This is a genomic window from Methylophilus methylotrophus DSM 46235 = ATCC 53528 (genome assembly GCF_000378225.1).
Classification (GTDB): Bacteria; Pseudomonadota; Gammaproteobacteria; order Burkholderiales; family Methylophilaceae; genus Methylophilus; species Methylophilus methylotrophus.
Genome location: NZ_KB905141.1, coordinates 886,013 through 899,970, shown reverse-complemented (window position 1 = coordinate 899,970; position 13,958 = coordinate 886,013). Strand labels below are relative to the sequence as shown.

The 13,958-nt window shown below is 50.1% G+C and carries 17 protein-coding genes; 13 read left to right on the top strand and 4 right to left on the bottom strand.

The genetic code is table 11. The features are described from left to right. Positions 1 to 48 precede the first annotated feature (48 nt). The 5 genes from panD (at position 49) to F463_RS0104375 (ending at position 4,142) form a co-directional block, all read left to right on the top strand. A complete protein-coding gene (gene panD, locus F463_RS0104395) occupies positions 49 to 429 on the top strand; it encodes an aspartate 1-decarboxylase (protein WP_026295295.1) in 381 nt (126 codons plus the stop codon). 14 nt (positions 430 to 443) lie between these two features. Beyond that, positions 444 to 815 (top strand): ribosome silencing factor, encoded by a 372-nt coding sequence (rsfS, locus tag F463_RS0104390; protein ID WP_018985838.1) that lies wholly within the window; start codon positions 444 to 446, stop codon positions 813 to 815. Positions 816 to 935: 120 nt separating this feature from the next. Beyond that, entirely contained in the window at positions 936 to 1,403 is a 468-nt protein-coding gene (gene rlmH, locus F463_RS0104385; RefSeq protein WP_018985837.1) for a 23S rRNA (pseudouridine(1915)-N(3))-methyltransferase RlmH, read from the top strand. Between the two features lie 2 nt (positions 1,404 to 1,405). After that, positions 1,406 to 2,839 (top strand): cryptochrome/photolyase family protein, encoded by a 1,434-nt coding sequence (locus F463_RS0104380; RefSeq protein WP_018985836.1) that lies wholly within the window; start codon positions 1,406 to 1,408, stop codon positions 2,837 to 2,839. Positions 2,840 to 3,062: 223 nt separating this feature from the next. Further along, positions 3,063 to 4,142 carry an MlaA family lipoprotein gene (locus F463_RS0104375; protein WP_018985835.1) on the top strand — a complete coding sequence of 360 codons (1,080 nt, stop codon included), beginning with the start codon at positions 3,063 to 3,065 and terminating at the stop codon, positions 4,140 to 4,142. Positions 4,143 to 4,218: 76 nt separating this feature from the next. Here F463_RS0104375 and pmbA read toward each other — a convergent pair whose 3' ends face one another. Next, positions 4,219 to 5,541, bottom strand: coding sequence for a metalloprotease PmbA (gene pmbA / locus F463_RS0104370; RefSeq protein WP_018985834.1), 1,323 nt, complete (start codon positions 5,539 to 5,541; stop codon positions 4,219 to 4,221). A 73-nt stretch (positions 5,542 to 5,614) separates the two neighbouring features. Between pmbA and yjgA the strand changes: the two genes are divergently transcribed. After that, positions 5,615 to 6,172, top strand: coding sequence for a ribosome biogenesis factor YjgA (yjgA, locus tag F463_RS14080; protein WP_051082044.1), 558 nt, complete (start codon positions 5,615 to 5,617; stop codon positions 6,170 to 6,172). Between the two features lie 9 nt (positions 6,173 to 6,181). After that, on the top strand, positions 6,182 to 6,424 hold the full coding sequence (locus F463_RS0104360; RefSeq protein WP_018985832.1) for a sulfurtransferase TusA family protein: 243 nt from the start codon (positions 6,182 to 6,184) through the stop codon (positions 6,422 to 6,424). Between the two features lie 60 nt (positions 6,425 to 6,484). On the opposite strand, the gene F463_RS0104355 is transcribed toward F463_RS0104360, so the two are convergent. Together F463_RS0104355 and F463_RS0104350 are read right to left on the bottom strand one after the other, a co-directional pair. Beyond that, positions 6,485 to 8,458 carry a site-specific recombinase gene (locus tag F463_RS0104355; protein ID WP_018985831.1) on the bottom strand — a complete coding sequence of 658 codons (1,974 nt, stop codon included), beginning with the start codon at positions 8,456 to 8,458 and terminating at the stop codon, positions 6,485 to 6,487. Positions 8,459 to 8,511: 53 nt separating this feature from the next. Further along, a complete protein-coding gene (locus F463_RS0104350; RefSeq protein ID WP_018985830.1) occupies positions 8,512 to 9,330 on the bottom strand; it encodes a PDZ domain-containing protein in 819 nt (272 codons plus the stop codon). Between the two features lie 79 nt (positions 9,331 to 9,409). Here F463_RS0104350 and mog point away from each other — a divergent pair, with 79 nt between their 5' ends. The 5 genes from mog to F463_RS0104325 all read left to right on the top strand — a co-directional run bounded on the left by mog (position 9,410) and on the right by F463_RS0104325 (position 12,326). Beyond that, on the top strand, positions 9,410 to 10,021 hold the full coding sequence (gene mog / locus F463_RS0104345; RefSeq protein ID WP_026295293.1) for a molybdopterin adenylyltransferase: 612 nt from the start codon (positions 9,410 to 9,412) through the stop codon (positions 10,019 to 10,021). 12 nt (positions 10,022 to 10,033) lie between these two features. Further along, positions 10,034 to 10,390, top strand: coding sequence for a VanZ family protein (locus tag F463_RS0104340; protein WP_018985828.1), 357 nt, complete (start codon positions 10,034 to 10,036; stop codon positions 10,388 to 10,390). After that, positions 10,383 to 11,330 (top strand): thiamine-phosphate kinase, encoded by a 948-nt coding sequence (thiL, locus tag F463_RS0104335; protein WP_018985827.1) that lies wholly within the window; start codon positions 10,383 to 10,385, stop codon positions 11,328 to 11,330. Before F463_RS0104340 ends, thiL begins: the two co-directional genes overlap by 8 nt. Positions 11,331 to 11,391: 61 nt before the next feature. After that, positions 11,392 to 11,820 carry a phosphatidylglycerophosphatase A family protein gene (locus F463_RS0104330; protein ID WP_018985826.1) on the top strand — a complete coding sequence of 143 codons (429 nt, stop codon included), beginning with the start codon at positions 11,392 to 11,394 and terminating at the stop codon, positions 11,818 to 11,820. Beyond that, positions 11,820 to 12,326: a CinA family protein gene (locus F463_RS0104325; protein ID WP_018985825.1), complete on the top strand. Its 507-nt coding sequence runs from the start codon at positions 11,820 to 11,822 to the stop codon at positions 12,324 to 12,326. The genes F463_RS0104330 and F463_RS0104325 overlap by 1 nt, the downstream gene beginning before the upstream one ends. 19 nt (positions 12,327 to 12,345) lie before the next feature. Here the strand turns inward: F463_RS0104325 and F463_RS0104320 are convergent, their stop codons facing one another. Continuing rightward, positions 12,346 to 12,693 (bottom strand): hypothetical protein, encoded by a 348-nt coding sequence (locus tag F463_RS0104320; RefSeq protein ID WP_018985824.1) that lies wholly within the window; start codon positions 12,691 to 12,693, stop codon positions 12,346 to 12,348. 233 nt (positions 12,694 to 12,926) lie between these two features. On the opposite strand from F463_RS0104320, the gene recA reads away from it, so the two are divergent. Beyond that, on the top strand, positions 12,927 to 13,955 hold the full coding sequence (recA, locus tag F463_RS0104315) for a recombinase RecA (protein ID WP_018985823.1): 1,029 nt from the start codon (positions 12,927 to 12,929) through the stop codon (positions 13,953 to 13,955). Positions 13,956 to 13,958 lie beyond the last annotated feature (3 nt).

Sequence of the window (13,958 nt, the reverse complement as noted above, 5' to 3'; positions counted from 1 at the left end):
TAATTACGACCTTTTCCGCGCGAGCGGGAGTTCGACTGAAGGGACGCAATGCAAAGAACCATGTTGAAATCAAAGCTGCATCGGGTGCGTGTGACGCATAGCGAGCTGCACTATGAAGGCAGCTGTGCGATTGATGAGGCCTTGCTGGAAGCTGCCAATATCCACGAATATGAGCAAATCCAGATTTACAACATCAACAATGGTGAGCGTTTTACGACTTACGCCATCCGTGCCGAGCGTCATTCTGGTGTGATTTCAGTCAATGGTGCGGCTGCACATAAAGCCGATCCGGATGATTTGATTATTATTGCCAGTTATTCGCAATATACCGAAGCCGAACTGTCCAATTACCATCCGCAACTGGTCTACGTGGATGCGCAAAACCGCATTGTTGAACAGAAAAACCATATTCCCGCGCAAGCCGCCTGATTTTGAGTACGCCTATGCAACCTAACATTGATGTGTTGTCTCTCGAGGACATGAAGCTGGCCGTTGTTGACGCGCTGGAAGATATTAAGGCTTTTGATATTACTGTCATGGATGTGCGTCATATGACGGCAGTGACCAGCTACATGGTTGTCGCCAGCGGTAACTCCACTCGCCAATGCAAGGCGATTGCCGATAACGTGCGCGAAAAGCTCAAGCAAAAAGGCGTAGATACACGCGGTGTCGAGGGCGAGAAAGAAGGTGAGTGGGTGCTGGTGGATTTGGGCGACATTGTCGTTCATGTCATGGTGCCAACCACACGCGCCTACTACAATATCGAACAACTGTGGAGCGAGTCTCAGTCTCGCCGTGCGGCCTCTGCTGCTTAAACGACTTTTATCTTTGATGGTAGTGTGCGTGCTGAACGTGCGCACATGTCGCGTAGTCCCCCGGTCTACACTTAGCAGTGTCAATGCTTTCCTCCGCTTTTCTCATGCAATCATTACGCCATGAAACTCAATATTATCTCTGTCGGCCACAAAATGCCGGATTGGGTAGAGTCAGCATGCGCTGAGTATCTGAAGCGCATGCCGCGTGAGCTCGAAACACGCATCATCGAAATCAAACCTGATAAACGTGCCTCCGGCAAGAACAGCGAAGTGGTGCAAGAGGCAGAAGCCAAGCGCATCCTGGAAGTGGCCGGTAAAGATTACCTGGTTGCGCTGGACGAACGCGGTCAGGCCGTGACCACCTTGCAACTGGCGGAAAAGCTCAAAAGCTGGCAAGAGATGGGTTGCGACGTATCATTGGTAATAGGCGGGGCGGATGGCTTGCATGCCCAGCTCAAAGCTCAGGCGCAATGGCTATTCAGCTTGTCTAAATTGACCATGCCGCATGGCATGGTACGCGTCATGCTGGCCGAGCAACTTTACCGCGCCCACACTGTTCTAAGCGGTCATCCTTATCACCGAGAATAAACATGTCCACTGCTTTAGTCTGGTTGCGTCGCGATTTGCGCGATGATGATCATGCTGCGCTTTACCATGCATTGAAACGCCATACGCAAGTCTATGTCGCTTTCGTGTTTGATACCGATATTCTGGATCATCTCGCAGACAAACAGGACCGCAGGGTAGAGTTTATCTGGGAGAGTGTTCGTGAACTCAAACAGTCCCTGCAAGCGCACGGTGCTGACTTGATTGTGCTGCACGGTCGGGCAAAAGTTGAGATCCCGGCGCTGGCGCAAACACTGCAAGTTACCGCAGTGTTTGCCAACAAGGATTACGAGCCAGTCGCTATCGCACGTGATGAAGAGGTTGCCAATACTTTATTGGCAACAAATCGGACGCTACACTTGTTTAAAGACCAGGTCTTGTTTGAGCAGGACGAGGTCATGACGCAAGCGGGAAAACCTTATGGAGTGTTTACCCCTTATAAAAATGCGCACCTGGCCAAGTTAAATGCCTTCTATCTCAAGGCTTATCCAGTTAAAAGATATTTGAATCATCTTGCGCAGATTAATCCAGAGCCTATGCCGACATTGGAGTCACTAGGTTTTCAGCGCACAAACCTTGTAGACTTACGCTTGCCCACTGGTATGTCTGGCGCACAGCAGTTGTTTAAAGATTTTTTGCATCGCATAGACCAATACGACGATGCGCGTAACTATCCTGCCATCAAAGGGGTTTCTTATCTCTCTGTGCATTTGCGTTTTGGCACCATTTCCATCCGGCAATTAGGTGCTGCGGCCTGGCAGTTATCTTTAGCCGGTAGCGAAGGCGCGGCCACCTGGTTAAGCGAGCTGATCTGGCGAGACTTTTATTTCCAGGTATTGTTTCACCGCCCAGATTTACAGCAAGGTAAATCTTACAAACCGGAATATGAATCGCTGCCTTTCCCTAACGATAAACAGTGGTTTGCAGCCTGGTGCGAAGGGCGCACGGGCTTCCCCATTGTGGATGCTGCGATGCGGCAATTGAATCAAACGGGCTACATGCATAATCGCCTGCGTATGGTGGTGGCCAGTTTCCTGGTCAAGGACCTGCTGATCGACTGGCGCTGGGGTGAGCGTTACTTTGCCGAGAAACTGATTGATTTTGACTTTGCAGCCAATAATGGCGGTTGGCAATGGGCAGCCTCGACAGGTTGTGACGCACAACCCTATTTCAGGATATTCAATCCGCAATCGCAATCAGAAAAATTTGATCCGCAAGGTAAATTTATCCGTAAATATTTACCGGAACTTGCAGACCTGGGAGAGCAGCAAATTCATGCGCCATGGGATCCGCGTTTTCATAAAAAAGGCTTGTTCGATAAGTCATCGGCTGTGGATTACCCCATGCCCGTGGTAGATCATGCAGTACAGCGCGAGCTGGCTTTGCGGCTATACAAAAATAATGTGAAGCAAAGATGACATTTGATGTAGAATAAAAACGATTTACTTCGTGTTATGGTTAATTTGGGATAAGGCTATGCTGGTATAGTTTACTGGCCATTTCACAGATATTCCTTCATTTTTTAGAAGAGATATCCGTTAACAGTGATGGCAGGTCTTAACGAATTACACACTGCAAGCAACAACGTTGGGGATACAAATTTTAAGTACGCTTGAGCAGCTTCTGAATATAATGACTAATATGAAAAAATTAAGAGCGATAGTATTGATTGCAGTCCTGTCTGGTGTCTCTGGTTGTGCAACAACCAATAAAGACCCGCTAGAAGGCATTAACCGGGGAATCTATAAATTTAACGACGTGGCTGACCGCTATGCAATGAAGCCTGTCGCAAAAGCCTATAAGGCTGTCGCCCCTACGCCTGTGCGTACAGGCATCAGCAACTTCTTCAGCAACCTCGGCACGTTGACGACCATCGTCAACGACTTGTTGCAGCTGAAGTTTGCCCAAGCTTTTACGGACGCTGGCCGTTTTGTGATCAACTCTACCTTTGGTATCGCTGGATTTATTGATGTTGCCAGTATGGACAATGTCCCCAAGCACCAGGAAGATTTTGGTCAAACCTTGGGTTACTGGGGAGTGGGCTCGGGTGCCTACCTCGTTCTGCCTATCCTCGGGCCAAGCACCGTGCGTGATGCCAGTGGTCTTTTCATCGATACTGTGACGTCAGATCCGATCACTTACCTGCATAATACCGGCCAAATCCGCGCCCACAACCAGGTGCGTGCAGTTCAGTTGCTGGACAGACGTACCCAATTGCTTGATGCGACTGATTTGGTTGATAACGCATCTATTGATCCTTATGCATTTATGCGTGATGCTTATCTGCAGCGTCGTGCCAGCCTGATTCAGGATGGGCTGGTTCCTCAAGAACTGTTGCAAGACGAGTTTGAGCCTGCAGATGAGGAGGATGCGCCCGCTCAATCTGACCTGCAGCCATCCTCAAGCGCTGATGCTGTGTTGTTACAATCGGCTGCGCCTATCGAAGGGGCTAACGAAACGACACAAGTAGTAGAGTCTGCAACTGAAACCGAGTCACTAGCTGCGACCACTGATACAACAATGGCAGTAGAGCCTGCTGCGGAAATCAGTGAGTCAGCCGAGATGACACCTGAAGCTATTGATGAATTGCCGCCATTACTGGAGCAAGCTGATCAGTCAATTGAGGATGCGCCTACGCTTGAGTCCGACGCAGCGGCACTGGTTGCTGGCGTGGATGAGACGTTGATCACGTTAGAAGCCGCGACTCCGGCAGCACAATAGATTACCCATCACAGCAGCAATAAAAAAGGCTTTGCACTGCAAAGCCTTTTTTATTGTGCCATCTTTTTATGATTGATTATTCCCCTGAGGCGACGGTCATGCGGTCCACCAGAATTGAGCCGGTCAGCCTGGAACTATGCGGGATATGGTCTTTACCAATCGCAACAATGCCTTTCAGAATCTCTTTCATATTGCTGGCAATGGTGATTTCTTCGACCGGGTGCATGATTTCTCCATTTTCTACCCAATAGCCTGCCGCGCCCCTGGAGTAATCGCCTGTGACCATATTCATGCCATGTCCAAGCAATTCTGTCACCAGTAAGCCTGTCCCCATGGTTTGCAACAAGTCCACCAGGGAATGGCCTGTAGAGCGGACCAGAATATTATGCGCACCGCCAGCATTTCCTGTGGATTGCATGCCTAACTTGCGTGCGGAGTAACTGCCGAGCAAATAACCCTGCAATACACCGTTTTCAACCAGCGTACGTGGGCGGCAGGCAACACCTTCATTGTCAAAAGGACTGCTGGCTGCGCCTTTGAGTAAAAAAGGATCTTCATCAATCTGCAGCAACGGGCTGGCAATTTGCTGCCCCAGACTATCAAGCAGGAATGAGGACTTGCGGTACAAGTTGCCTCCCGAAATAGCACTGATCAGCGTGCTGATCAACCCGCTAGCCAGTGGTGCTTCGAATATCACCGGATACTGTCCGGTTTTGATCGGGCGGGCGCCCAGGCGCCTGACTGTGCGGGAGCCTGCGATCTGCCCCACTTGTTCCGGGGTATCTAAGTCTAGCGCATCACGCGCGCTGCTATACCAGTAATCTCGTTGCATTAGCCCATTTGCCTCGGCAATGACCGAGCAGCTAATACTGTGGCGTGAGCTGGGGTAGCCGCCAGTAAAACCATGACTGTTGGCATAAGCAAATGCGCCGCTCTGGCTGTAAATGCTGGCACCCTCGCTATTGCTGATGCGAGGGTCTGTCGCCAGGGCCGCTGCTTCACAACGCTTTGCCAGGGACAGTGCCGTATCAACATCGATATGCCACGGATGATGCAGGGATAAATCCGGAAAGTCTTTTGCCATCAACTCAGCATCCGCTAATCCACAGAAAGCGTCTTCCGCCGTGTATTTGGCGATATTGCAAGCAGCTTCAACCGTGTCTTTCAAGGCTTGCGGACTGAGGTCTGAGGTGCTGGCGTAGCCTTTTCTTTGACCGAAATAGACCGTGACCGAACAGCCTTTGTCGCGATTGTATTCAATATTTTCAGTCTCGCCCTGTCGGACAGAAACATTTTGACCAGTGCCAAAACTGATTTCGGTCTCGGCACTGCTGGCACCTGCTTTACGCGTCAATTGAATGATGTCTTGGGCAATTTGTTGAAGTTGATCCTGTTGCATGCTGATGCGCTTGTTTTTTGCTTGGCAGTTAAAGCTGTTATCATACCGTGATTTGGCAGAGATTGCTTTCACCATGACATCTGAAACCTTTGATGATTCCCAACCCAGTAAAACACGCCTCAAGGCGGAGGCAGACGCCGCGCAAGACATTGGCCGTAAACTCGTTGAACTGCCAAAGGACAAGTTAAAAAAGTTGCAGCTTGAGGAAAGTCTTATGGATGCGATCACAGAGGCTAAACGCATTACCTCCAATGGAGCGATTCGTCGTCAAATGCAGTATATTGGGAGACTGATGCGGGAGACTGATTTGGCCCCTATTGTTGAACAGCTGGAAAAATGGGAAGGCAAGCATCAAGAGGAAAATGCCCGTTTCCATCATATGGAGCGGTGGCGTAGTCGATTATTGGAAGAGGCAAAAGCAATTGAGTTGTTCCTTGCCGAGTTTCCTCAAACCAATGTGCAGCAAATGCGGACCTTAATCCGTAATGCGCAGAAGGAACATGCTGCTGGAAAGCCACCTAAAAGTAGCCGTGAGCTATTCAAGATGATACGGGAAATCATGGAAGACAAGCGCGTTGTCGCAGACGCGGGTTTTGACGATGGCGCATTCGAAGACGGAATGTCTGAGTAGGGAGGATATATGCACAACAACATTGATATAGAACTTGATTTAACCGGTTTGGATAGTCCCTTGCCGATGTTGAAAACAAAAGAGTTGCTGGATAGCCTGAGATCAGGGCAGGTGGTACTTGTGAAAACGACGGCAGTGGGTAGTGAGCAGAATATTCGTAATTTGATCAATAATCATCCTGTCACCTTATTGTCGCTACACAAGCAAGATGGCGTATTCAACTTTTTAATTGAAAAAGACGCTGCCCTGTAAACCGGGTAATAGCTCTTAGCGATTAGCCTGCTTAGTGAAGGCTATCTCGCGTCCAGGCGCTTAATCAACTGGCTTCTTGGGCGGCAATAAAAATCTGCCTGGATGGCGATAAAGCGCAGTGAATAATTCCAGCCAAAACGCTTTCCAGTGACGATAGCGTACCTTTCTTGATTTCATCGCGACATAAATGGCCAGGCCAAAACTGGTGATCAGGTTAAGGGTACCGACCAAGGCAATGCCCAGAATGGCTGTGCCAACAATATATTCGCTGACCTGGAAGTCTAGCGCAGGGAGAGAATAGCCGGTGAACGCTGCTACAAAAGTCACATGGCGGATATCTAGCGGTAATCCCAGCATCACGCCTAAACCTGAGGCAAAGCCCAACAGGCAGCCAAAGTAAAAGTTTCCGGCCAATGCTCCCAGGTTATGGCGGATATAGTCAGTAATGCGCCACAAGCGTTCTTTACCCAATAATTTTTGTAGCCATGTCAAATGGCTTAGCCGCTCGGGGATGCGGTTATACGCTGCCAGGTTATCGTGATAACCTGCGATCAGGCCAGAGAGGAATAAACACACTCCGGCCACCGCAGCGTACCAGGCGGTCAGGCTGATTAACGGATTATTGCTATCCAGTAATGCATGCGCTTTTTCTGTCCCGATAAAGTGATGCCCTGTGGCCTCCATGATCAACCAGTCTATCAGTATCGCTACCGGGATCACCACGATCACATTCCCCAATATGGCAATGGTTTGGCTGCTTGTGGTTTGTGCCACGATATTGACCAGGTTGTGTATGTTTTTGCTGTCGTGACCATGATCATCAATGCTAGACGCAATGGTCGCCGCGGTCATGGCGGGCTGCTTGGTTGCCACTGTAAAGTGCAGCAGATGAATGATGACAAAGCCCAGGCCATAATTGAGGCTGAATAAAATAGCCTCGGTGAGTGGCGGTAAATGGTAACTGGCGATGATGATTTTAAACATGGCCATGACCGCGATGATGACACCAGCCCCCATGGCCGACCCCATGAGTCTGTAATATTCGCTACGATGTTGCGCAATATAATGCTCGCCAGTATGGCTGGCGTTTTCAGTAACGCGCAAAGCCAGCAGTTCGGTATTTTGGCGCCAGTAATCCGACAGGTTGTTTTTCTTGCACTCTGCATTCACTAATTGTTTCAACAGGCGTGTAATCGCCTGGCTGACATCATGCTTGAGGATGAGTCCATGCAGGATATCCACCACCAGTTGCATACGCTGGATTTGCTGCAAAATACGTTGCATCAATGCGGTCAGGGAGATGCTAGTCCCCGTTTTTGCATTAGCCTTACGGATTTCATAGGTCAGTTGTTCGCAGCGCTTGAGCACACTGTACAGATGCTGCACATCTTCAGCCTGGATACTCGATAAAGCGAGAAACTTCTGGATCTCGATATTTTGGGTAATGAATGGCGAGGAATTCGACTCCAGGTCTTCGTGTTGCAGAATCAGCTCTGGATCCAGTCCAGAGGCTGATAGCCGGAAAGAGAGCACTTGCAGCGCGTCTTTCAGCTCTTGAATACAGTTTTGCTGCAGTTGCCAGTCGCCACGGCTGATATCCAGCGTCAACATGAAGTCTCGCCAAATCTGGTCTGGCATGCCGGTCACCCAGTCGGCATCGTCATTTTGATGAAAAATCTGGCCGAACACATCCTTCAGATATTTGGGATCAGGCACATCCGGCAGGATTTTATGCGAAAGTCGGCGATAAATTTCAGTAAAAAAGCCCAGGTCTGACTGGATGCCATGATCTGAATAAAGCGAGATCACCGTTTTTTCGTTGAGCAGGCGTAACAAGCTGTTTCGCAACAGCATGGCAAACTGAGGTTGCTGCTGCAATAAGAAACACAATGCTTGCAGAGCATTGCTGGCGCTTTCAATATCGGTCGATTCTTTAGGCCGAATGTTGTCGAATAAAGCGCGTATAAATTCAATATCATTGATATCACCAGCCGCTTCGCGGGCAATCTGGTGATCAAAAATGGGGCGAAACATGTGAAACACTTTCTTTGATACTGGTTAGGGCAAGGATAACATGCGCTGATCGTTCAAAGCTGAGCCTCCAGTTGTACAGGCTCATTTTGTCGTTCCAATTGTAATTGAATCAATTTCCCGCGGTATTTGCGTACCAGGTTAGAGAGTTCGGCGGCATCCTGCACTTTTTCCTGGTTAATGCTTAGTAGCTGGTCACCACGTAGCAGGCCTGCTTTTTCGGCTGCCGAGCCGTGAATGACGGCAATCACTCGTACGCCATCGCTGCTTGCGGGGTGTACTTGTTTGTCATTGCTTTCTGTTGAGGTGGAGCGGGGCACCAGTTTGATCACGTGCACGCCTAATACAGGCGGGGGTAACTTTGCCCAGTAAGTGGCGTAATAGCGATATTTTGTCGGATCGACCGCCATGTCTTTTTCTGTCAGGGCCTTTCCTTTTCTGCTCGCCTCCTTGATCATTTCCATTTTAGAAGCGGCGGTCGTATTCCCAGCTTTTTTGACATAGACGAGGATGCTATCGGCCTTGATGGTGCGTCCATGGCTAATTGCTTGCTCGGCTGGGACAACCTCAGCTTCAAAGCTGCTAATTCCCATGAGGTCATAGCCGTTTTCCAGCATGTTGATATTATCCTCGTCTCTACGGGTGCCGCTGAATATTTGAGGTTCTGGATTTGCCTGCATGGAGTGCAAATTGCCCTGGTTCTGTGCCTGGTAATTACTGGCGTAAGGATTGTCTTCTGCTCGTATCGCACGGCTGGTTAGCAGTGTCGCGGCAATGAGTAAAAGCGTTAGCCATAAAAATGATTTTGCCGGTGGCAGATTTCTACGCAAGCTTGTTGATGTAGCCAGCTGCTCATGGTTGCACAGTGTATTCATTAGGTTTCTCCATGATCGAATAACAGTTTGTAATGTTATGATGTATCGGTACATTAACACAGACCCCATCTACAAGGTTATGCAAGAAGACATTACGCGTATCGGATTAGTTTCGATCAGCGACCGCGCTTCACAAGGCGTTTATGAGGACAAGGGAATTCCTGCGCTCACAGCGTGGTTGGCCCAGGCCCTGGTTTCTCCATATACGGTATCTTCCCGGCTGATTGCAGACGATCAGGCCACTATCTCAAATACGCTCAAGCAATTAGTCGACGAAGAAGGCTGCCACTTAATATTAACGACAGGAGGCACCGGGCCGTCCGTCAGGGATGTCACGCCAGAAGCGACATTGGCTGTGGCGGATCGCGAAATGCCCGGTTTTGGTGAGCAAATGCGGCAAATCAGTCTGCGGTTTGTGCCCACCGCCATTTTATCGCGCCAGGTGGCCGTCATCCGCAAGCAGTGCCTGATTATCAATTTGCCTGGCCAACCTAAATCTATCCAGGAAACGCTGGAAGGTCTCAAAGATAACGACGGTAATACGCTGGTGCCGGGAATCTTTGCAGCAGTACCATATTGCCTGGATCTGCTCGCCACGCCCGATAGCGCGATGCCTTATCTGGAAACGAATGAGGCTCTGGTGAAATCATTTCGGCCCAAGTCAGCCATACGTCAGGCTGCCACACGCTAAATCAGGAATAGCATGTTTTTCAAAAACACTCATAAGCTTGTTTTTCTCGTTTGCTTTGCTCTCTTGACGTATCTCTTACTCATTGAAATGGCGCCCAGTAACAATGGTTCAGTTTACAAGGATAAGCTGCAGCACATTGCTGCTTTTGCCGGCGTGGCTTTTTGGGGACTGCTGGCATTTCAGCGTTATCCTAAGGCGGTCATGCTAGGGCTAGCGGTGTTTGGAGCCCTTATGGAGGTATTGCAAGGAGTGCTGACCACAACTCGGCAGGCAAGTACATACGACTGGCTGGCTGACCTTGTTGGCATTTTATTGGCCTGGATTGTGGTAGTTCTGTGGCAGCACGGGTGGAACAAGCGACGTGGCTGAGTTTGATATTATCGCTAAATACTTTACCCGACCTGCCCAGGCGGATGTAGGCATAGGGGATGATGCTGCCCTGATCCGGGTGCGTGACGGCTATCAGCTGGCCGTGTCTGCGGATATGTCAGTGGCAGGCACGCATTTTTTTTCTGACATAAATCCGTTTGCCATCGGCTGGAAAAGCATGGCCGTAAACATTAGCGATATGGCTGCCATGGGCGCTGAGCCAAAATGGGCCACTTTGTCGATAGCTTTGCCTGAGTTGGATGAATCATGGTTGCGGGACTTTAGCGATGGGTTATTTAAGTGTGCAGAGGCGTTTGGTGTGTCGCTGATTGGCGGAGATACCACGCGGGGGCCACTAACTATCGCGATCAATATCATGGGTGAAGTACCGTTTGGGCAGGCGTTGCAACGCAATGGTGCGCAAGTTGGCGATGATATCTGGGTCAGTGGCGAGTTGGGGTGTGCCGCCTTGTGGCTTCAGTATCGCTTGGGTCAGCTTGTGCTGCATGCAGAAGACGTTGCCATGCTGGCCACGGCTATGCATCATCCTCAACCGCGTGTCGCCTTAGGTCAGGCATTGCGTGGTGTTGCCACCGCAGCACTAGATATTTCGGATGGCTTGCTGGCGGATTTAGGGCATATCTTGAAGGCCTCCAAGGTCGGGGCGATGCTGGATTGGCAAGCGATTTCCCAGCCTGTCTTGCAGTATTCGCAAGTCAGTGAACCGGTCATGCAGCAGGCTGTATTAACGGGAGGTGATGATTATGAACTGTGTTTTACCGCGCCAGCGACGGAGCGGCAGACTGTACTCGCCCTCTCGGCGCAGTTGGGTTTGCCCTTAAGCCGCATCGGGAAAGTTCAGGCTGAACCAGGGCTGCAAGTCTTTGATGCGAATAACCCCATCGTGCTGTCGCAGAAAGGATACGATCATTTTGGCTAGTAGTGTTCAGCACAAAGTGCAACCCAGTTGGCAGCTATTGCTCTCGCACCCCTTGCATTGTATGAGTTTTGGCTTGGGCACTGGCTTGTCACCAAAAGCGCCAGGGACAGCCGGCAGCCTGTTGGGTTTTCCACTTTATTGGCTGTTGATGGATTTGCCAGTGAGTCAACAGTGGCTAGTTCTGGTTGGGTTGTTCTTATTTGGTATCTGGTGTTGCGAGTTTACCGGTCATGCGCTCGGTGTCAGTGACCACGGTGCTATCGTTTGGGATGAAGTGGTCGCCATGGCTGCTGTATTAATCACCGTGCCACTTTCTGTTGTTTGGGGGTTGGCCGCATTTGTCTGTTTCCGTTTGTTTGATATCTGGAAACCTTTTCCCATCAGCTGGGCTGACCGTCATGTCAAAGGTGGATTAGGTGTGATGTTGGATGATGCGCTGGCCGCCGTCATGGCGATACTGGTTTTGCAAGTTGTGCAAAGGATAGTGTGATGCCATCTTTGCTGGAGTTAAGTGCTGATTTGGGGCAGGCGATGCAGGCGCAAGGATGGCAATTAGCGCTTGCGGAGTCTTGTACGGGAGGCATGATTGCAGAATCAGTGACTGCCATTGCGGGCAGCTCTGCCTGGTTTGATCGCGGCTTTGTGACGTACAGCAATGCCGCAAAAATCGATATGCTGGCTGTGCCCGAGAGGCTGATTGCGGAGCATGGGGCTGTGAGTGAACCGGTAGCAAGAGCAATGGCGATGGGCGCCTTGCAACGTAGTCACGCAAATATCAGCGGTGCCGTTACCGGGATTGCTGGGCCAGGAGGCGGCTCAGCACTAAAACCGGTAGGAACAGTATGCTTTGCCTGGGCTATGCGTGGCGTCGAAAATCAGGGCAATCAGATTGTTATCGAAACCCGTCATTTCGAAGGCGACCGCACACAAGTACGGCAACAAGCCGCCAGTCATCTCTTGAAGGGCTTGCTACGGCTGATCAATCAATCAGACTAATAACCTTGCGTTGATGATGCTAGCGCTGGTGATGATGATGGTGCCCGTGGCCGCGACCCCAGTTGCCACCGTGAAAGTGTCGTGGACCATAGTTGTAACCGCCGTAGCCGCCATTTCCGTATGAAAACTGAATAAACCCAGGCGCTGGGGCAGGATAAGCTACGGCAGGCACACCGTAAAAGTTACTTTGTGGGTGGCGGTACACGACGACAGGTGGCGGCGCGTAATAAACGGGTGGTGGTGCATAGTATGCAGGCGGGTAAGGGTTGCCAACAACCACGCCTACAGACCAGTTATCTCCGGCTTGTGCATTGAAAGCAGCCAGGCTACCCAATGCCAATCCTGTTAAATATTTTACGATTTTCATAAATTCTCCTCTCACGGAAAACATAATAATGCTCCCAGATTCCCTTAACGTGTCATCCTGCTCAAGGTTGACACGATTCAGGCCGAATTTTTAAGCCGAAATCACTGGCTTGAATTCATGGCTTCGCCATTTCACTGATGGTCGATTTATGAAATAATTAGAAGTTATGGTTTGGATTATATAGCGTTTGTATAAACAGCGCATTTTTATCGCTAATAAAGAAGGTAATCAGCATGGATGACAACAAAAGCAAAGCGCTCGCCGCCGCACTTTCCCAAATTGAAAAACAGTTCGGTAAAGGCTCCATTATGCGCATGGGCGATGCTGATATCGGCGAAGACCTGCAAGTGGTTTCCACCGGCTCACTGGGCCTGGATATCGCACTGGGGGTGGGTGGCTTGCCACGTGGCCGTATTATCGAAATTTATGGCCCTGAGTCTTCCGGTAAAACCACATTGACCTTGTCCGCGATTGCCGAAATGCAAAAGTTGGGCGGTGTCGCAGCATTTATCGATGCTGAGCATGCTCTGGATCCACAGTACGCGGCCAAGCTGGGCGTGAATGTGCCTGAATTACTGATTTCACAGCCTGACACCGGGGAGCAAGCGTTGGAAATTGCCGATATGCTGGTACGCTCCGGCTCCGTGGATATCGTGGTTGTTGACTCGGTGGCTGCCTTGACCCCACGTGCCGAAATTGAAGGTGAAATGGGTGACAGCCACATGGGCTTGCAGGCACGCCTGATGTCACAGGCATTGCGTAAGCTCACTGGTAACATCAAGCGTACCAATACGCTGGTGATTTTTATCAACCAGATCCGTATGAAGATCGGTGTCATGTTCGGTAATCCTGAAACGACCACTGGCGGTAACGCGCTCAAGTTTTACTCTTCTGTCCGTCTCGATATCCGCCGTACCGGTGCGATTAAAAAAGGCGACGAGGTGATTGGCTCTGAGACCAAGGTGAAGGTCATCAAGAACAAGGTTGCGCCGCCGTTCAAGCAGGCTGAATTCGACATCATGTACGGCGAAGGTATTTCCCGTCTGGGCGAAATCATTGAGTTGGGTACAAATTTGAAACTGGTTGAGAAATCAGGTGCGTGGTACAGCTACAACGGTGAAAAAATCGGCCAGGGTAAAGAAAACGCTAAAGAGTTCCTGCGCGAGAATCCAGCGATTGCGGCAGAAATTGAAGCCAAGATTCGCGACAACTCTAATGTGCTGGCAGATAGCATGACTGCGGCCAGAAGTGAGGACGATTAAGCA